This window comes from Acetatifactor muris, from assembly GCF_024623325.1.
GTDB lineage: Bacteria > Bacillota > Clostridia > Lachnospirales > Lachnospiraceae > Acetatifactor > Acetatifactor muris.
Map to the genome: position 1 here is coordinate 1 of NZ_JANJZD010000025.1, position 17,870 is coordinate 17,870.

The window sequence follows — 17,870 nt, forward strand, 5'->3', positions numbered from 1 at the left end:
CAAAATATCCTTTATACTGTGGCGTACTTTTCTGTGCTGCCTGACATCCTCGATGATCTCCATCCATTCCAGTAACTGCTCCATATCACCATCTCCGTTTTTATTTCCATTATAACGGATAATGGAGCAGTTTGTTCACATTTTATTTACTCATGCGTTTGTCGTGCCGTCCATGTAATCACAAGCCCCCAATCTGATAGCAATAGGAAAATTATTACCAACTGCATTACGGACTGACTTTATAATCTCCTTGTGTAATTTTAGCCGTCCATTAAGCGTTTGTGCATTATATTCGTCTGTACGTTTGTTGGTTAATGGAGAATAAAATTGATTTAACAAATATCCGTGTGCAGAATGAATTTCTACTCCGTCAAATCCAGCTTGTTTTGCCCGTATGGATGCATTGGTAAAATCATGGATTACTTTGTGAATATCAGCCAAAGACATTTCCAATGGGATAAAGCCTGTTTTCGGCATTGGATATGCACTTGCTCCATAAACAGCCTTTCCAGTAGTTTCACTGTTGGCGGCGCCTCCCGCATGACTGATTTGTGCCATAACTTTTGTTCCGTTTTCATGTATCACTGTTGTAAGTTCTTTTAATCTGGTGATGCTGGTGTCATCTGCTATGGAAATTTGTCCTTTTCCAGCTTTTCCTTCGAGATTAACATAGGAATGTTCTGTGATAATTAGTCCAATATATCCACCAAAGGATTTTTCGTGGTAATAATCACAAATTTGCTTTGTTACCTGTCCGTCATCGGTTGCCTTTGCCGTAGCCATAGGCGGCATGACAAGGCGATTTTTTATCGTTAAATCGCCTATTTTGATTGGACTGTTTAATATACTCATTTTCGTACCTCCTGGTTTTTTCTGGACTTTTATAAGTATATCATGATATAATTGATAAAGAAAGAACACACATTTTTGATAGATACTACCTAAAAGGAGAGTATAAAATGAAGAAAGACACTATCCCCTGCAAAGAGATTGATGTACGCCCGTTTGCCTATGCAATATCTTTAGTAGATGGAAAATGGAAAATGCACATTTTATTTTGGCTATGGAAAAAAGAGATTCTTCGCTACAGTGAAATAAAACGGGCATTGGGAAAGGTAACACATAAAATGCTGAGTAGCCAACTAAAAGAATTAGAGAATGACGGCATTGTTATACGCAAAGAATATCCTCAAGTACCTCCCAAAGTGGAATATCGTTTGTCGGAAAAGGGGAAAAGCATTATGCCAATTTTAAGTGCTTTTTGTAAATGGGGACATGAACATATTCCTGACGGTTGGCAAATTCCATAATTGTATGGAATTTCCAATAATTTTTAAATAGGGGTGGGTGAAAGGGATTCCGTAGTAGTCGGCATTGTGGGAATGTGTATAACTGGCTGTCTTATGGAGTTGTGGGTAACTCTGTTTGACAGACGAAAGGAAAGCGGCTCTTTCGCTTTTCCATGTGCTGTGAATAGAGTTATCCATGACGGAATAGCCTGTTATGCACAATTTCCATAATGCTTATCTTTTGGTCTTTGTTTTCTATGGTTCGGAATAGTGTGGTGCTGGCGGTCTATCTCTTGTTTTCGGTTGCTTGCTTCTTTACCGTACATGAGCATCCTCATAAGTCATGTCACCCCAGCTCTTATTATCTGCATAAACACAGCCGCTCATGGTAACTGATACTATCACCAGTACAATGGTTATGGATCATCCCGTTTATCTGCCCGAATACTGCCGCCGCGTTTATCCCTGAAGGGTTCAAATATTTACTGGTGTTTTCCGCCAGCGGCGCCTCATCCTCTATCATCAGACAATCATATACCATTTATCCGTTTCCTTCCTTATCAGCCATACAATCCAAATCTTCTCACCCTACTCTGCCTTTATGAGACTGCAGGGAACAATTTTCCTGACCTTCCATGCTGAAAGGAATGCTGTCAGGCATCCTGCCGCTTCCATACACAGTGTCGGACAGCGAATTGAGGGAGACGCAAACCGCGAATTATTTTTCCAACCTTTATCCAATTGACTGCGCAGTGCTGTCTGTGAATGCATGATCCTGCCAAAAATGCGGCGCACTGCTGTCAGGATGGATTTCCTCCTGAAACTTAAAAGGCAATGGATCCCATCAAGAGATCCACAGCCCATATGAAGTATTCAGTTTTCATCTGCCTGGCAGCCAGGGCAGGCAGATGGACCAGGCCGGCGGTGACAGTCACCGCACCCACCTTCCGCATGAGGGAGCCAATCCTTTCTTCATTCCAGAAGATATCGGAGAAATCGGAGAGCTCGCACCCTACATCGTGGTTGGGAATACACAGGTAGTTTCCATATTTATGGCGTCCGGCGAGGATGTGGAAGTAAGTCCCCCGTCCATTAATCTCAGCTTCATACCATCCGTTTCCCCCGCCCAGCAGGATGATTTCCCCCGTCCAGGTCTCCCTGCGGGAGCTGCTTTTTAAGATACAGGTGTAATTCATGTTCCATGCCCCCTATCCGCGATTCTGGCTGCTGACGGAAGCCAGGATGACATCCGTATCGATCACCTTCCTGTCCATCTGCGCCCCCAGTGTCAGCGCGTCGGTCATCAGGTTGTCCACCAGGCGGGGGCTGCCCTGGGAGTGGCTGTGGACGGCGGAAAGCGCCGCCTGGTCGATGATGGAGGCCGGCCCTCCGGCACAGGCGATCTTGTGGAGGATGTACTGCGCCACTTCCGAATCCGACAGCCCGGAGAAGTTGTAGTGTACGGTGATCCTCTGGCGCAGGGCCTCATGGACGGGCTTCTTCAGGGTGCTGTTCAGGTGGGGCTCCCCGCAGAGGATGAGTGTGAAGCAGTTCAGGGAGTCGTACCCGTAGTTCATGAGCATCTTGATGTCCTCCAGGATGCCGGTGGAGAGGTACTGTGCCTCATTGACGGCCAGGAGGAGGGGCTGCTTCTTGTCCTCGCAAAGGTAGAGGATCTGCTTCTGTACGGTGCGGAACATGCCGGGCTTGCCGCCCCTCGGTTCCACCCCTAAGACGGAGCAGAGCTGGCGGCAGAACTCCATGACGCTGCCGGTGGAGAGGCAGATGTACTCCATGTGGTAGAGGTTCGGGTTCAGGCTCTTTGCGAAGCAGCGCAGGGCGAAGGACTTGCCCATGCCGGGGCGTGCGGTAAAGAGCCCGATGCCCCTTGTATCCTTGAGATAGTCCAGCCGGGACGTCATTTCCGAGATGTCCTTTGAGAGGAACCGGTCCTTCTCTTTTGCATTCTGCTTGTCAAAGGGATTGAAGGAAAGCCCATAGTAGGAAAGGGACATCAGCCTTCACCTCCGATCTTTGAATAATCGATGGACGGCGTGTTGTTTCGCTTCGTCCTGCAGTTCTCATTCTTATCCGTAGGGCGGATGGGGTAATGCTCCCCCTCGTAAAGGATGAAGGCACCGGCCATGTCGTCCGGCAGGAAGCGGATCTCCACTTTGGAGGAGATGAACTGCATGGGGACATCATAGGACACCTTGTCGATGGAGACGGTGGAGTCCCTGTTCACCTTCCTGGTAATACGGTTCAGGAAGCACTCTTCCAGCCATTCCCTGGATTTGGGCATGCGGATGGAGGAACGGGTCTGCTGGTAGCGCTCCATAGGCGTGGTGCCGATGCCGGAATGGACGGATGTATTGTAGGTGCGCATATAGTCTCTGAGCAGCCCGCCAAACTGTGCCAGCGAGGTGATGGAATCCAGGTCCAGGGTATAGAGCCATGTCTCCTTGAGCGTTCTGAACTGGCGTTCGATTTTTGCCTTCGAGGCGCCATCACGGATTTTCGTGTGTAAAAGTACGGTGCCGATGGAGCCGCAGATAAGGGAGAGCTGTTCATTGGAGTAGCTGCATCCATTGTCTACATAAAGCTTTGACGGGATCCCGTGGGCGGCCACGGCATCTTTCAGCACTTTCTGGAAGTTATAGGCATTATCGTTATAGAAGAGCCCGCCGCCCACCAGGAAGCGGGAATGGTCATCGATAATCATGATGCAGTAGACCCTCCTGCGCCGGCCGTCCTCCGTGATATAAGGAAGATAGCATGTGTCAGCCTTTATCCGATATCAGGATAAGGCGGACACCATAAGCCTCTCGGACACGCAAACGTAAAGTGGATGGGGCAGGACTCGAACCTGCGGTGTTTCTGTGTGACGGATTTACAGTCCGCTGCCCTCGCCGCTAGGCATACCCATCCATAATGTGACCAGGGGGAATCGGACCCCCGTATGCAGAGCCACATATCTGCAAAGCGAACTGCGTTCGCTTTACTGCCACTGTCCTATGGCCACAGTAGCTCCTGCGGGACTCGAACCCGACATCTCCGGCTTGAGAGGCCGGTATCCTGACCTTTAGACTAAGGAGCCATAATGATCCCCATGGGACTTGAACCCAATACCTCCGGCTTGAAAGGCCGGTGTCCTGACCTTTAGACCAGGGGACCCTACTGCAGGCATTTTCCAGCCTGCTGTTATCTTATTTTTTCTCTTTCTTATCTTCCATTCATGCGCTGATCTGTATCTGCGCCGCTTTATCCGTAACCAGAATATCATCCAGGCGTACCTGCAGAACCGCTGCAAGCACCACCAGATTGTCTATGGTCGGCAGGGCAACACCCTGCTGCCACTTGTAGATGGCCTGCGGCGTGGCAAAGCCGAAAACATCCTGCAGATCCCTTACCGATAGCCCTGCCTGCTTCCGCAGCCTTGCTATGTTCTGCCCTGTCCTAATCATATCTATAGTTGGCAGATTTACCATGATTCTCACCTCCTGCTATTTGGAATCAATATCCAGGCGGCAATGCTCCATATGGGACTTGAACCCATGACTCCTCGATTAAAAGTCAGGGATGCCCTCTATCCCTTGTGCTCCTCCCAACTGAGCTAATGGAACATAAAAAATACCGCCTACCTCATTTAAGATAAGCGGTACTTGAAATCTATGGACTATTCCCGGCAGCCTTCCAGAAAGCCTGCCTTCAGACATCACACAGTTTTTCGCCTTTTCCTTATCTTACATGAGCGCATCTTAACCAGACTCTGTTCTTTTTCTTTACTGAACAGTGCCTCATAATGTTCGCTATGCAGATAATAAACAACCGGAGTTGTTGCGAAACCATTCGCAGCGAAATTAACTGTTGTCATGATTGTTTCCTTTCCGGACTTATCCGTCCTCTTCGTTTTCTACTGTAACCACTATAACACCGATTCCCGGATTTGTCATTATACTGATAATATAATTTAATGGATGCCCTCCTGTCTGCTATCCCTGCCTCACCTCCAGCCCGTCCAGCGTAAGCCCCGGCAGCCCCACCAGATACCATCTGTCATCCATGCCCATCTCCATACGGGCGGGAATCCATACATCATTCAAGCGGAATTCAAAGACCTCCCCATAGTGGATGCCGCCGTAATCACGCCTGTCACCGTCCTCATCCGTGTAATGAAAATTGTACCTGCCGCTTTCCCTGTCATAAAATAATGTTCCCTGCTTCATAAATGTCCTCCTTCTTAAAATATGTTTCTATATAATAAAGAGTCCCTTTCTCCTATTTTCTTGAATTTTTTTCGCAAATTCTTTTACAAAATCTCTGTTCATGACTCTTCCTCCTCTGCACCCTTCAGCTCCGACTCATATTTCTTTGCCAGCCGGTAGAAGCTGTCTTTCTTGAGCCCTGTGAGCGTCATCGCCTCCTTTGCCGAGATCACGCTGCTTTTCCATCTCCCGTAGCAGTCCTCCCAGTTCTCCGGGTACTCCACCCTCGGCCTGCCAAGGTGCTTCCCGCCTGCCTTTGCCACCTCGATGCCCTGGCGCTGCAGCTCATGGCGCTCCGTCAACCCAACGAAGTTGGGTTTGTCCTCTATCCGCCACATATGCGAATACCGCCAGCACCACATCCGTGATAAGCTGCCCCACCAGTTCCTTCGACTGTGTGGTATCCAGTATGGGCATGGAAGTCACTTTGATGTCAGCGCCGATCTCCTTTGCGATGTGGAACCACTCCTTATAGATCTCGCCGTAGTTCCTCCCGAACCGCTTCAGCTCCGTCACCACCAGCAGGTCCCCTTCCCGCAGGATGTTGTCCACCAGGGAGCGGTACACCGGGCGCTCGAACTGTCTCCCCGATTCTTTCTCTACATAGATGTCGCGCTCGTCGATGCCCTCCTCATCCCGTAAGATGTGGATCTGCCGCTCCGGGTTCTGTTCACGGGTGGATACGCGCACATATCCGAACTTCTTTGCTGCCATGACAGTCCTCCTACTACAATAGATTTATGGTTAGTATCCCTTACAGCCAGTAAGGAATTATCCATCTTGTTGCTTAAGCTGTTAGAATGATAAGAGCAATCGGTATATCGGAAACCTCCTTGAACTTCGCGTCCGTACGAAAGTCTGATAACCAGCTCCTCATTCGCAGCGTTCGTTTTATGCAGGTTGAGCCGCCCTCTCGGTGCGTTCGTGTCACACCACAGTAGATTGAATGGGCAATGAGTAAAACTGGCACTGACCAATTGCAATCTTTATTTAGGAGTGACATTTTTATGAACATGAACGCAGTAGGTATTGATGTTTCCAAACGAAAAAGCACGGTAGCAATCCTCCGTCCTGGTGGGAAGGCTGTTGGAAAGCCCTTTGATGTTCCTCATCTGTCCGCAGATTTCCAATCTCTGATAAAGCGGATCCGGGAGCTTGATGGTGAAACTCGCATTGTCATGGAATGTACTGGCCGCTACTATGAACCGGTGGCACGTGAACTTTCCCAGGCGGGCTTTTTTGTAAGCGCTGTGAATCCCCAGATCATCCGTAACTTCCAGGGACAGGACAATCCTCTCCGCAAAGTCAAGACCGATAAGGCAGATTCCGTAAAAATCGCCCGCTATACTCTTGACAGCTGGGCAAACCTAAAACAGTATAGTCTTATGGATGAATTACGTTCCCAACTTAAAACCATGAACCGCCAGTTTGATTTCTACATGAAACACAAAACTGCCATGAAAAACAATCTGATCGGTCTCATCGACCAGACCTATCCAGGCGCCAATGCCTATTTCGACAGCTCTGCCCGCGAGGACGGCAGCCAGAAATGGGTGGACTTTATTGACACTTACTGGCATGTCGATTGTGTTCGTAAATTGTCCCTGACTGCTTTTATTAACCACTATCAGAAGTGGTGCAGCCGTAAGAAGTACAACTTCAGCAAGTCGAAAGCTGAAGAAATCTACGGAAAGGCCAAGCCGCATATTTCCGTGCAATTCCCAGCTTGTCCATGACGCCCTTCATACAGTTGACAGGGTTCATGACCTCGACCTTCAGCAGCTTCACAAGGTTCCCGGCGGCAAGCTGGTACTTCCCGTACAGGAGCTTTAACTGGTCGTCAAACTCGCTGAGTTTCGTGCCGTTCCTGTGCCCCAGCCGCAGCGGGCTGCCCAGGCTGATGGTGGTGTTCTCCTTTCCGGATACCAGCATGGGGAAGATGTTCGCCCCGCCGGAGCCTGTGTCGGATGTGGTGATCCTTACCACCGGCTTCATCTCATCGGGCGTCTTCCCGTGCAGGGCCAGCTCCTTTTTGTAGGCATCCAGCAGTCCGTCCTCCCCGGAAAGCTCCCAGAGGGCGGATGCCATGTCATGCTCATAGAAGCCGGCAAGGTAGCTGCAGCCTTTGAAGTTCCCTGTCAGGTAGTCCACGGAATGCAGGAAGACCTGCTCCATGTCAAAGCTTTTAAGAAAAGCTTGCACCGCATAATCGTGGCAGTCGCCTCCCAGTACGGCGGAGACCTTTCCTTCCGAGATGCGCAGAAGCGCCTCGCCCTTTGCCACCTTCAGGCAGTCGTTCAGGATTCGCGCATACACGCTCTTTTCCACCCTGCGCAGCCCCGCGCCGGAGATCCCAGCGCGGTCAAGGATGCTCTTGATCGCGCAGCTCCTTACCGGGTAATACTGGTTCCTTACCTTCAGGAGCAGGCCCGTGTTGATGATGGTATCCGTGATGATGTCCTCATCCAGCCCCTCGTCTGCATACTTCTCCTTCAGTTCCTCCTCCACTTTGCTCCCGCTGGTGATCGCCACCAGGCGCAGATTTTTGGAGTTCCTCCTTTCCCAGAACGAATTCCTGCCGATGCTTTTCAGGCACTCAAGGAAATCCTCCTGCTTCTGGAATACGCCGCGGTATCCGTCGGCAAATACTCTTGTCTCATTCATTTTCGTTCCACCTTTCTTTTCTCTCCGTTTGCGGAGGTTATTTTTATCCAGCCGCTTATGCGGACAAGCCCTCATGGGCATTTCTGGCAACAAAAAAGGAATGGCCCTTGACTGTTTCCATTCCATACTGCGTGTGGTGATCCACAAATCTGTTTTTGTCCCTTACAGTTATACACATCCTGCGGAAACAAAAAAGTGCCAAAAGACTGCCATGCTAATACATGGTATCCTCTGACACTACTTACAATCTTAAACAGCGTATGCCCCGGTTCTCCCGGAAAGGAGCCGGAACCTGCCGGTTTCCTCGGAGGTGCGGATATATCGGGTATATCCAGCCTGTCCCCGTTCCCCGTCTGCAGGTAAGCATAAAAATCAATTACGGGTTTATATTAACACAATATCTTGTATCATGTCAACTTGAATATACTATATATTCCATATCCTTTTGCTGCTATTTTTATCTTTTCAAATTTTTTTCAAGTTTTTTCAAGTTTTTATCCCCTCCCGGATATTTACTTTATAGATCAGCTTTTTATCGTGGCTGGTCATTTGTTCTTTGGGGAGAAAGCAGGACTGCCTTATGTTGTATTCCATTCCCTGCGCCACTCCAGCACAACTTATAAGCTGAAGCTCAACCATGGGGACCTGAAGGCAACACAAGGGGATACCGGTCATGCGCAGATTGATATGATTACCGACGTTTATGCACATATCCTGGATGAGGACAGAAAAGTGAACGCCCAGAAATTTGAGGCCACGTTTTATGCCAAAAATCCTGTTAATCCTTTGAAGGATGTAAAGCCGCCTGAAGAAACCGGCACTGACCTGACAAATTTAATCGCAGCACTGGAACAGTCTCCGGAACTGGTTGCCATGCTGACAAAAGCACTGAAAGGATAACTTTTGAAAAAAGTTTGATATTAGCAGCTAAAACCTGCTAATTCTGCAATTAGCAGATTATTAGCAACAGCTCTGAAAGTGCAGTTTCGTGTTCGATTCCCTCTTAGCAGCATGGCTGATAACAAATATCCAAAAAACGAGTCCTCTGACTTTTGGTTTTCTCTTGAGACAAAAAAAGAAAAGCATTGAAAAATCCAGTGTTTTCAATGCTTTCCAGCGTCCCCGAGACGACTTGAACGTCCGACCTATCGCTTAGGAGGCGATCGCTCTATCCAACTGAGCTACGAGGACTTGTATGAAAAACCTGCTAATAAGCAAGTCATTCAGCTATTAAATTGTTGATTTTACGTTGCTCTGGCAATCGAACACCTACCACTTAGGAGGCGGTCGCTCTATCCATTTGAGCTACGGAAACGTGTATAAAATTGTGTGTGGCTTGCGGTCTTCTGCTCCTCCAAAAAGTTTCCGTTGTAGGTTCTCTTAGGAGGCGATCGCTCTATCTATCTGAGCTACGAGGACCTGTATGAAAGACCTGCTGACAGGCAAGTCATTCAACTATGAATTCTATGCGAACTCTTCCGGAAAATTGATACTCCCCTGAAGCCAGATGACGCCTTTAAATCTTCTGCCCACCTGTGGCTCGCCATATACATCTATTATATTAACAGATACATCAAATGTCAACTCATTACAGCAAATTGTTAAAATATAAATTTTCTCTCCGGTTACCTCATTTGTAACCAGACGTATTGCCATGATTTCACCTAAAATGGAATACTGATCACATTCCACACCATAGGGCATAAAATAAGTATCCACCAGGCTGAATACATCTTCTTTCTGAATTCGTTTGGATATAATAGTATACATATCCATATCTTCCAGAGTCAATGTCTCAATGGCATCTTCGTCTCCCTTTCTGGCAGCTGCCATAAGATTGTTCCTGGCGACAGAATTCTTTTTTACACGCTGCTCCTGTTCTGCGTCCTTTTGAATGGGAAACAATATAGTGCCGCCTGTTGACAATGCGGACAGAGTAAGTGTTGTACCGCGTACAGGAAGTCTGTTGGTCGCTTCTGCTCTTATATAGGGAATCTTATCTTTCAGGTAAAAAATCAGTGAAATGCCAACCTTAATATCATCGCACACACCAGCATAGGATTCTTTGTCCGCATGTCGTTCTACCGACACATCTTCATAAGAAGTGATGCCGGTGCCATCCAGATAAGGGTAATAATATTCATAGATAAATCCGTCTTCTTCATCCAGTTCACCACAGACAGCGACGCCGAGACCTTTGGCAAAATCTTTGCAAAATTCGCCTACTAATATATTTTTTTGATTTCTGGCGAGACTTCGCCTGTCAGCATGTATCACTGCATCTGTCAAAAGCTCCTGAAGTTTTTTACGGCTTTCCATTGTACTGAATCCAATAGCACGCATATATTTATGCAAATATTTCACCTTCTTTATTCTGATATTATTTTATTTTTTTATAGTATTTTTATTTTGCATTCGGCAGGATTTTTTCCTTCCCACCCATATAGGGACGCAATGCCTCTGGTATTCTGATGCATCCATCCGCATTTACATTATTCTCCAGGAAAGCGATCAACCCTCTGGGAGTTGCCAATACTGTATTATTTAAAGTATGCACATAGTAAGTCCCATTTTCTCCCTTGGTGCGGATTCCGAGACGTCTCGCCTGAGCGTCTCCCAGTGTGGAACAGGAACCCACTTCAAAATATTTCTGCTGTCTGGGACTCCAGGCTTCGATGTCACAGGACTTCACTTTCAAATCAGCCAGGTCACCGCTGCAACATTCCAATGTGCGCACCGGAACATCCAGATTCCTGAAAAATTCTACTGTATAGGACCACATTTTATGATACCAGTCCATAGAATCCTCCGGTTTACAGAGCACAACCATTTCCTGCTTTTCGAACTGATGTACGCGATATACTCCTCTCTCTTCGATTCCGTGAGAACCTACTTCTTTTCTGAAGCAGGGGGAATAAGAAGTCATGGTTACAGGCAGACTGCTTTCTTTTACGATTTCTCCTTTAAATTTACCAATCATGGAATGCTCCGATGTCCCAATGAGATACAAATCTTCCCCTTCTATTTTATACATCATTGCTTCCATCTCAGCAAAACTCATAACTCCATTTACCACACTGCTGCGAATCATAAAAGGTGGAATGCAGTAAGTAAATCCTTTGTCAATCATAAAATCTCTTGCATAGCTAATCATCGCAGAATGAATTCTTGCCGCGTCGCCCATGAGATAATAGAACCCGTTTCCGCTGGTTCGGCCAGCTGCATCCTTGTCCAAACCGCTGATGCTGTTCAGGATATCAGCATGATAAGGAACCTCAAAATCAGGAACCAGAGGTTCTCCATATTTCTGTATCTCCACGTTCTCACTGTCATCTTTGCCGATGGGAACAGATTCGTCAATGATATTGGGGATAACCATCATAATTTTCGTAATTTTTTCCTGAAGCTCCGGTTCCAGTTTTTCCAGCTCAGCCAATCTCCTGGCATTGGCAGCAACCTCTGCTTTTTTTTCTTCTGCTTCTTCTTTTTTCCCCTGGGCCATCAGAGCACCGATTTCCTTTGAAATCTTATTCCGGGAAGCACGCAGGCTGTCTCCTTCCTGCTTTGCCCGTCTGCTTTCTGCGTCCAAAGTAATTACTTCATCTACCAGAGCAATTTTCTCATCCTGAAATTTTTTCTTAATATTTTCCTTTACAATATCGGGATTTTCTCTCAAAAATTTAATATCAATCATAATTTATTTCATTCCTTTCTTTTTTCTGCCTGTTTTATACTCTTTTTAGCAATGGCCAATGCCTCTTCTTCTTCGGCGCTCAAAGTAATTTGATTATCACTATTTCTGATTTCTTTTGAGTAGGAGTAACATCCATCCACGCTATGAACAGAATTAATAATGAAACCATTATCATTTTCATCCAGTAAAGCCAGACTATAACTCAGCTGCCCGCCCATCTGATTAAATGCATCATATTTTACCAGGCCCATTTTCTGATATGTGGATTCCATTTTTTTAAACAGAATGGATATATCTTTTCTGTTTTTGTCAGTACTGTTTTTTAGAAATTTGTTGTCTTCAAATAAAGCAATGATATCCTGTTCCAGGCTGGCCCCTTCTTTACCTGCAAGAAATTTATCTAGTCTTTTCTTCAATTTATTTACCTTGACAATCTGAATGATCAATATAATTATCAGTATCAGAATTAAAACTGCAAGAACAAGTATTCCAACGGCCATATATCCCAAATCAAAAGATTCCAGTCCCAGCCGATTTAAAAAATTACTGTTTCCCTGTATCATATATCTCCTTTTGTACTTAAATAAATTACTTTTCTCCAATCATATCCAACAGTCTGTCCAAATCCTCATGATTATAGAACTCTATTTCAATTTTTCCGCTTCCCTCTCCTTTGGAGGTAACTGTCACCTTAGTACTCAATTTCTGTTTCAGCTTGTCCTCTATATCCTGATAAATGACCTGCATGGTTTTGTCATCGGATTTCTTTTTTGCTTTTTCTGGTTTGTGCAGATTTTTCACTAATTTTTCTACATCCCGCACACTTAATCTTCCATCAAAAATTTGCTGTGCAAGTGTGTATTGTTCTTCTGGGTCTTCCACTGCCAAAAGCGCACGCGCGTGGCCGGTACTGATCATATCATCAATAACCATTTGCTGTACTCTCTCATCCAGCTTCAGCAGACGAATAGAATTGGTAACTGCAGCACGGCTCTTTGATACTCTTTCTGCCACTTCATCCTGTTTTAAATTAAATTCTGTCAGCAACCGTTTATAGGCCTGTGCTTCTTCAATTGGATTCAAATCTTCCCTCTGAATATTTTCAATCAGGGAAATCTCCATAATCTCCTGCTCAGAATAATTTCGAATAATTACAGGAATTTCTTTCAATCCAGCTAATTTTGCTGCACGCCACCTCCGTTCACCGGCGATAATTTCATAATGATCCTTTTTGTCTTGCACCAAAATCGGCTGTATTAATCCAACCTGCTTAATCGAATCTGACAACTCCTGCAATGCATCTTCATCAAAATTCTTACGCGGTTGTTTTCTGTTGGGTTCTACCATAGTGATTTTTATAATTGTTTCCTGAGTACCCTTGCTATCTGTACTTTCCATTTCACTCATCGCGGCAGCTTCTTTTTTCTTCTTTGCCTCTCCCACTGCATCTGGTATCAGAGAGTCAAGTCCTTTACCCAGTCCTCTTGCTGATTTTCCAGCCATATTATCTTATCCCTCCCTACTCATCTATCATCAAGCCCTTTATCAACCAACCGATTTTAATAGCTCAATATTTAAAACTTCTATTTTATAACTTTCAAATCACCACGACAATATAATTATAAATCTTCTGCCTTAATATTGACAATATAATTATCTTTTAAATTTTTTACTTTTGTTTGAAACATTTCTGTCATTAAAGTAATATCCAGCTTCCATGTTCCAATTATAAACATGCATCCCTCTTTTTTCAATACCCGTTTACATTCTGAAATAATTTTATCGTATTGATTTTGAATGTGATATAGTCCATTATAAATAACGACAATATCAAAAGACTCATCACTAAAACTCATTTCAGCCGCATCCATTTTTTTAAATTCTATCTTTTCTATATTATGAATCTTCTCATTCAGACGATTTTCATCAATATCAATACAATAAATTTCTTCTGCATATTGGACAGCAGAAAGAGAAAAGTCCCCACTCCCGCAAGCTATTTCCAATAATTTTTTATTTTCAATTTCCTGTTTGATGAGTTCAACAACTGTATCTGTTTTTTTCATTATGAATTATCCTTTAATTATTTGATTATTTTATATAACTGGATATTTTTTCTGAGCTACTCAAATAAGAAATTATATATTGCTGATAATCTCTTCAGCTAATTGCATATAAGCTTCCGCACCTGCTGATTTTGCATCATATAAGTTTATAGGCATACCATGACTTGGTGCTTCTGCCAATCTGATATTTCTAGGTATCAGTGTATTATAAATTTTCTGACTCAGATTCTGCTTTACATTTTCCACTACCTGCATAGAAAGATTTGTACGGGAATCATACATTGTAAATACAGCGCCTTCCATATCTAAATCAGGATTTAATCTTTCCTTTACCAGATTAATTGTATGAATTAACTGACTTAGTCCTTCCAAAGCATAATATTCACATTGAATAGGTACCAATACGCTGTCTGCTGTAGTCATAGCATTAATCGTAAGCATATTCAAAGAAGGTGGACAGTCAATGATAATAAAGTCATACTCTTCTTTTATGTAGTCTACTTCTTTTTTTAATATGTATTCTTTTCTGTCTATTCCGATTAATTCTATTTCTGCCGCTGCCAGATTTACATTAGAGGGCACAATAGAAATATTGGAAATAACATTTTTTATAATACAGTCACTGATAGAACATTCCCCGAGAATTAAATCATATATTGTGTTTTCCAGATTATTTTTATCTATGCCAAAACCACTGGTAGTATTACCCTGAGGGTCAGTATCGATTACCAGGACTTTCTTGCCTTTTTCTGCCAGACAGGCGGATAAATTAATGGATGTGGTAGTTTTACCTACTCCACCTTTCTGGTTTGCAATCGCTATGGTCTTTGCCATTGTATACTCCTTTCATATATGATACATCATTTATTTTACTTTTACATTTTGGTCTCAGGTAAGTCATGTTTTTTATTATAGCACTTATTGTTAAAGATAGCTATATAAAAGTTAAATTTTGTTCCAGTTAAAATAGCAAAAGTTAGTTAATGTGGAAGTAACTGAGTTTTAATTTGTTTGAAATTATTATAGAAAGCATTAATTTTCTGACGTTTCACAGTAATATTTATATGTTTCACGTATATCTGCACAATATATTGGGTCATATGTTTCACGTGAAACATTATCTTGTGTTCAAAATAACAACGGCACAGAATGTTTCACGTGAAACATTCTGTGCCACATAAATAAACTTATCACTGGATTTTTTAAATTTAACTACCTTTTCGGAAAATCACCCCCTGCAATTTTGACTTTCATAATATCAGTAACTTTTCAGAAATCATTTTTATCTTTAATTCACGTTTTATTAAAAACCCAGCATTTTCATCCATTATCATTCTCTGATACTGATACATATCATTCTGAATATCAATGTCAAGATTCATCCATGAAATACAAATATCCTTTTTCCACTCCTTTATGATTAAATTACTCCATTATCATCATACCAAAAAATACTTGATTGGTATGAAAACGTCTCTGTAAGTTCTTTCTCACTTTGACTTCAATATAAATCTCTGTGTCGGATAATTCAAAGAGACAGTCAACTCTCCAGGAACAAATCCCATATAAATATAAAATGCCCGGGAAGCAATTCCTTTTTCATCTCCTTCCCGAAAAGTTTCCACTGAGATATCTCTGTTAGAATCCAGCTTTGTCAGCATCAGCTCAATCATACGGGAAGCTATATTCTTTCTTCTGTATTCCGGATGAACTGCAAGACAACCAATCATATTATGTTTTACAGAAAACAACAATATGCCTGTCACCATATTTCCATCCAAAGTACAGATAGCTCTCTCCTCTTTTATATTCTTTATCAAAGTTTGATAATATTCTTCTATTCCTTCATTTGTCTCAAGGCCAGGAAAATTATCTCTTACAATTTCAACCAAACTCATCCAGGACTCCACATTTTCAAAGGAAGCAAAACCAACTGTTAATCCTCCTTCTCTGTTACCATGTGCATCAAATTCATGTATATCGCCTAAATCAAATAATTTATCCAGAAACCAATAAGGAACCATAATCCCGGCATTCTGCATACGCAAAGCTTCTTCTCGTCCTACCCACTTCACCTGCTTTACCTCTGCATTCTGTAAATGCAGATTTCCGATATCAATATCCTTCTTAACAATATAATAATCATCAAATCCATCCGAAAAATTCATGGTAAAACTAGGACGTTTCTCTGATAAATCCAGCTTCAGCCCAAGCTCCTCCAACACTTCTCTCTCTGCCGCCTGTCCACTGTCATCACCGGCCACCGCAGATCCTCCTACCGATACATCCCACATATTGGGCCATCCTTTTTTAAAAGGCTGTCTTTGTTGAATTAAAAGCTGATTTTTGCTGTTAAAAATACAGACATGTACTACCAGATGATATTCTCCTTTTTCCATCTTATCTCCACGTCTGTGTGTTTTACCTGTTTTCACTCTGTCCTTTGTATATACATCCCACAATTCTTCTTCCAACTTTACAGGTACCATAATACCTCCTTCTCTTTAAACAAATTACAGGTTTCAATAAAACAATTCTAAATCAAAATCATACCGTTTTTTATGGCAAAAACTGCTGCCTGTGTCCTGTCATATACATCAATTTTTCTGAAAATATGCGACAAATGATTTTTAACTGTCCTTTCAGCAATATTCATAGAAGATGCAATTTCCTTATTCAGCATTCCCCTGGCCACATATATCAGAATCTCCTTCTCCCGTTCTGTCAATAAAGCAAGCTTATTCATTTCGTCATTCTGCGTTAACTCTCTCACACTTTTTGTATTTAATACCTTTGCCAGCTCAGACTGTATATATTTTTCTCCCTGCAAAACAATATGAATTGCCTTCTTTAATTGTGCAAAATCACAATTTTTCAACAGATATCCATCTGCCCCTGCCTGGAATACCTTTACCAGATAATCCTCATCATTTTTATCATTTAAACCAGTCACAATCAAAACCTTTAAGTTCATTCCATTATTTCTTATATCCTGCAGAACTTCAATACCAGTCCTTACCGGCATAAAGATATCCAGTAACAAAAGATCCGGCATTTGATTCTGCTTCTGATAGTTTAACAACTTTTCAATACATTCTCTTCCGTCTCCCGCCTCATCTGTCACAATGAAACCTTTATCTGATTCAAGTAACTGTCTGATTCCCTGTCTCACCAAAGTATGATCATCAGCCAACATTACTCTTATACTCACATTCCACCTCTGCCAAATCAATTTTCAGATAACCTGTAATCATTCCTCCTGCCTCAGACAATCTCTCAGCTTATCTGCAATTTCTCTCAAATATCTCCCAATAATAATAAAATCCTGCTTTGCCTGAACCGGATTCCTTTCAATATAACCAAAGCACCCTTCCATCCTCTGAACCAGATTATCAAGACCAGAAAGTGTATCCTTACATATACTTTCCATTTGCTCATTTCTCTCAGTATTCTCTGTTTTACTATGCTCTAAAACATTCTCAAGTCTTTCGACATAATCTGTCAGAATATTTTCCCTTGACAGTAACTTTTTATTTGCTTCCTCGCAGGCAGCCTTTTCCTCAGAAACGTTTTCTATTCTCCTCTTTTCTTCTGTATCGGCCCTTCTCGGCGAGAAGATTCTAAAATCATCAGATACAGAATCCACATAAGAACTGAGATAAGCCTCTGCCGTTTTCATACATTTTGAATTATGTTCTATCTGAATTTCTATATCTGACTTTTCCCGACGAAATTCATTCAATATGGAACGCAAAGTATCATAATCTTCGAATCTCATAGTATCTCCATTACATCGAAACCAAAATATCTACATAACAATTCCGACATATATCACAATCACTTATATAGTATGCTTTACTTACCTACACCGTATATAGGAAAATGCGGCTAT

Annotated in this window: 19 protein-coding genes, 5 tRNA genes and 3 pseudogenes; 3 read left to right on the top strand and 24 right to left on the bottom strand. The window is 43.1% G+C overall.

All coding sequences use genetic code 11. The features are described from left to right. Nucleotides 1–150: 150 nt before the first annotated feature. A complete protein-coding gene (locus NSB25_RS20365; protein ID WP_103241378.1) occupies nt 151–852 on the bottom strand; it encodes an NADH:flavin oxidoreductase in 702 nt (233 codons plus the stop codon). A 107-nt stretch (nt 853–959) separates the two neighbouring features. Between NSB25_RS20365 and NSB25_RS20370 the strand changes: the two genes are divergently transcribed. Then, the gene (locus NSB25_RS20370; protein ID WP_103241379.1) at nt 960–1,310 is read left to right on the top strand and encodes a winged helix-turn-helix transcriptional regulator; all 351 of its coding nucleotides are present in this window, start codon (nt 960–962) and stop codon (nt 1,308–1,310) included. A gap of 340 nt (nt 1,311–1,650) precedes the next feature. Here the strand turns inward: NSB25_RS20370 and NSB25_RS20375 are convergent, their stop codons facing one another. The 12 genes and pseudogenes from NSB25_RS20375 to NSB25_RS20430 all read right to left on the bottom strand — a co-directional run bounded on the left by NSB25_RS20375 (nt 1,651) and on the right by NSB25_RS20430 (nt 6,268). Beyond that, nucleotides 1,651–1,830, bottom strand: coding sequence for a hypothetical protein (locus tag NSB25_RS20375; protein ID WP_172455227.1), 180 nt, complete (start codon nt 1,828–1,830; stop codon nt 1,651–1,653). Nucleotides 1,831–2,113: 283 nt separating this feature from the next. Continuing rightward, entirely contained in the window at nt 2,114–2,485 is a 372-nt protein-coding gene (locus NSB25_RS20380; RefSeq protein WP_103241380.1) for a DUF6618 family protein, read from the bottom strand. 12 nt (nt 2,486–2,497) lie between these two features. Further along, complete coding sequence (locus NSB25_RS20385) at nt 2,498–3,304, bottom strand: ExeA family protein (RefSeq protein ID WP_103241381.1); 807 nt, start codon at nt 3,302–3,304, stop codon at nt 2,498–2,500. Further along, nucleotides 3,304–4,077, bottom strand: a pseudogene (locus tag NSB25_RS29485) (DDE-type integrase/transposase/recombinase); the annotation flags it as partial. The pseudogene NSB25_RS29485 and the gene NSB25_RS20385, both read right to left, overlap by 1 nt. 57 nt (nt 4,078–4,134) lie before the next feature. Continuing rightward, a tRNA-Tyr gene (locus NSB25_RS20395) sits at nt 4,135–4,217 on the bottom strand. 96 nt (nt 4,218–4,313) lie between these two features. Next, nucleotides 4,314–4,386, bottom strand: a tRNA-Glu gene (locus tag NSB25_RS20400). Nucleotides 4,387–4,390: 4 nt separating this feature from the next. After that, nucleotides 4,391–4,463 (bottom strand) — tRNA-Glu (locus NSB25_RS20405). Nucleotides 4,464–4,522: 59 nt separating this feature from the next. Beyond that, complete coding sequence (locus tag NSB25_RS20410; protein ID WP_103241382.1) at nt 4,523–4,777, bottom strand: helix-turn-helix domain-containing protein; 255 nt, start codon at nt 4,775–4,777, stop codon at nt 4,523–4,525. A gap of 43 nt (nt 4,778–4,820) precedes the next feature. Next, nucleotides 4,821–4,912 (bottom strand) — tRNA-Lys (locus NSB25_RS20415). Between the two features lie 369 nt (nt 4,913–5,281). Beyond that, entirely contained in the window at nt 5,282–5,515 is a 234-nt protein-coding gene (locus tag NSB25_RS20420; protein WP_103241383.1) for a DUF5348 domain-containing protein, read from the bottom strand. A gap of 98 nt (nt 5,516–5,613) precedes the next feature. After that, on the bottom strand, nt 5,614–5,856 hold the full coding sequence (locus NSB25_RS20425; protein WP_257479307.1) for a hypothetical protein: 243 nt from the start codon (nt 5,854–5,856) through the stop codon (nt 5,614–5,616). Then, on the bottom strand, nt 5,840–6,268 hold the full coding sequence (locus NSB25_RS20430; protein WP_242982555.1) for a recombinase family protein: 429 nt from the start codon (nt 6,266–6,268) through the stop codon (nt 5,840–5,842). Before NSB25_RS20430 ends, NSB25_RS20425 begins: the two co-directional genes overlap by 17 nt. A gap of 293 nt (nt 6,269–6,561) precedes the next feature. On the opposite strand from NSB25_RS20430, the pseudogene NSB25_RS20435 reads away from it, so the two are divergent. Beyond that, nucleotides 6,562–7,269, top strand: a pseudogene (locus NSB25_RS20435) (IS110 family transposase); the annotation flags it as partial. On the opposite strand, the gene NSB25_RS20440 reads toward NSB25_RS20435, so the two are convergent. Next, the gene (locus NSB25_RS20440; RefSeq protein WP_146040137.1) at nt 7,214–8,218 is read right to left on the bottom strand and encodes a transposase; all 1,005 of its coding nucleotides are present in this window, start codon (nt 8,216–8,218) and stop codon (nt 7,214–7,216) included. The pseudogene NSB25_RS20435 and the gene NSB25_RS20440 overlap by 56 nt on opposite strands. A 570-nt stretch (nt 8,219–8,788) precedes the next feature. Between NSB25_RS20440 and NSB25_RS20445 the strand changes: the two are divergent. Next, nucleotides 8,789–9,118 (top strand): annotated as a pseudogene (locus NSB25_RS20445) (site-specific integrase); the annotation flags it as partial. Nucleotides 9,119–9,335: 217 nt separating this feature from the next. On the opposite strand, the gene NSB25_RS20450 reads toward NSB25_RS20445, so the two are convergent. The 10 genes from NSB25_RS20450 to NSB25_RS20495 all read right to left on the bottom strand — a co-directional run bounded on the left by NSB25_RS20450 (nt 9,336) and on the right by NSB25_RS20495 (nt 17,756). Continuing rightward, nucleotides 9,336–9,409: transfer RNA gene (locus tag NSB25_RS20450), tRNA-Arg, on the bottom strand. Nucleotides 9,410–9,682: 273 nt separating this feature from the next. Beyond that, a complete protein-coding gene (locus NSB25_RS20455; protein ID WP_306817674.1) occupies nt 9,683–10,561 on the bottom strand; it encodes a DUF3881 family protein in 879 nt (292 codons plus the stop codon). A gap of 61 nt (nt 10,562–10,622) precedes the next feature. Next, nucleotides 10,623–11,912, bottom strand: a complete 1,290-nt coding sequence (gene serS, locus NSB25_RS20460) for a serine--tRNA ligase (protein WP_103241386.1) — start codon at nt 11,910–11,912, stop codon at nt 10,623–10,625. Between the two features lie 8 nt (nt 11,913–11,920). Beyond that, nucleotides 11,921–12,475: a DUF4446 family protein gene (locus NSB25_RS20465; protein ID WP_103241387.1), complete on the bottom strand. Its 555-nt coding sequence runs from the start codon at nt 12,473–12,475 to the stop codon at nt 11,921–11,923. Nucleotides 12,476–12,500: 25 nt separating this feature from the next. Next, nucleotides 12,501–13,415 (bottom strand): ParB/RepB/Spo0J family partition protein, encoded by a 915-nt coding sequence (locus NSB25_RS20470; protein WP_103241388.1) that lies wholly within the window; start codon nt 13,413–13,415, stop codon nt 12,501–12,503. 116 nt (nt 13,416–13,531) lie between these two features. Then, nucleotides 13,532–13,978: a class I SAM-dependent methyltransferase gene (locus NSB25_RS20475; RefSeq protein ID WP_103241389.1), complete on the bottom strand. Its 447-nt coding sequence runs from the start codon at nt 13,976–13,978 to the stop codon at nt 13,532–13,534. Between the two features lie 72 nt (nt 13,979–14,050). After that, nucleotides 14,051–14,812, bottom strand: coding sequence for a ParA family protein (locus NSB25_RS20480; RefSeq protein WP_103241390.1), 762 nt, complete (start codon nt 14,810–14,812; stop codon nt 14,051–14,053). Between the two features lie 656 nt (nt 14,813–15,468). Continuing rightward, complete coding sequence (locus NSB25_RS20485; RefSeq protein ID WP_306817672.1) at nt 15,469–16,467, bottom strand: GNAT family N-acetyltransferase; 999 nt, start codon at nt 16,465–16,467, stop codon at nt 15,469–15,471. 47 nt (nt 16,468–16,514) lie between these two features. Further along, nucleotides 16,515–17,189, bottom strand: coding sequence for a response regulator (locus NSB25_RS20490; RefSeq protein WP_103241434.1), 675 nt, complete (start codon nt 17,187–17,189; stop codon nt 16,515–16,517). 39 nt (nt 17,190–17,228) lie between these two features. Further along, nucleotides 17,229–17,756: a hypothetical protein gene (locus tag NSB25_RS20495; RefSeq protein WP_103241391.1), complete on the bottom strand. Its 528-nt coding sequence runs from the start codon at nt 17,754–17,756 to the stop codon at nt 17,229–17,231. Nucleotides 17,757–17,870 lie beyond the last annotated feature (114 nt).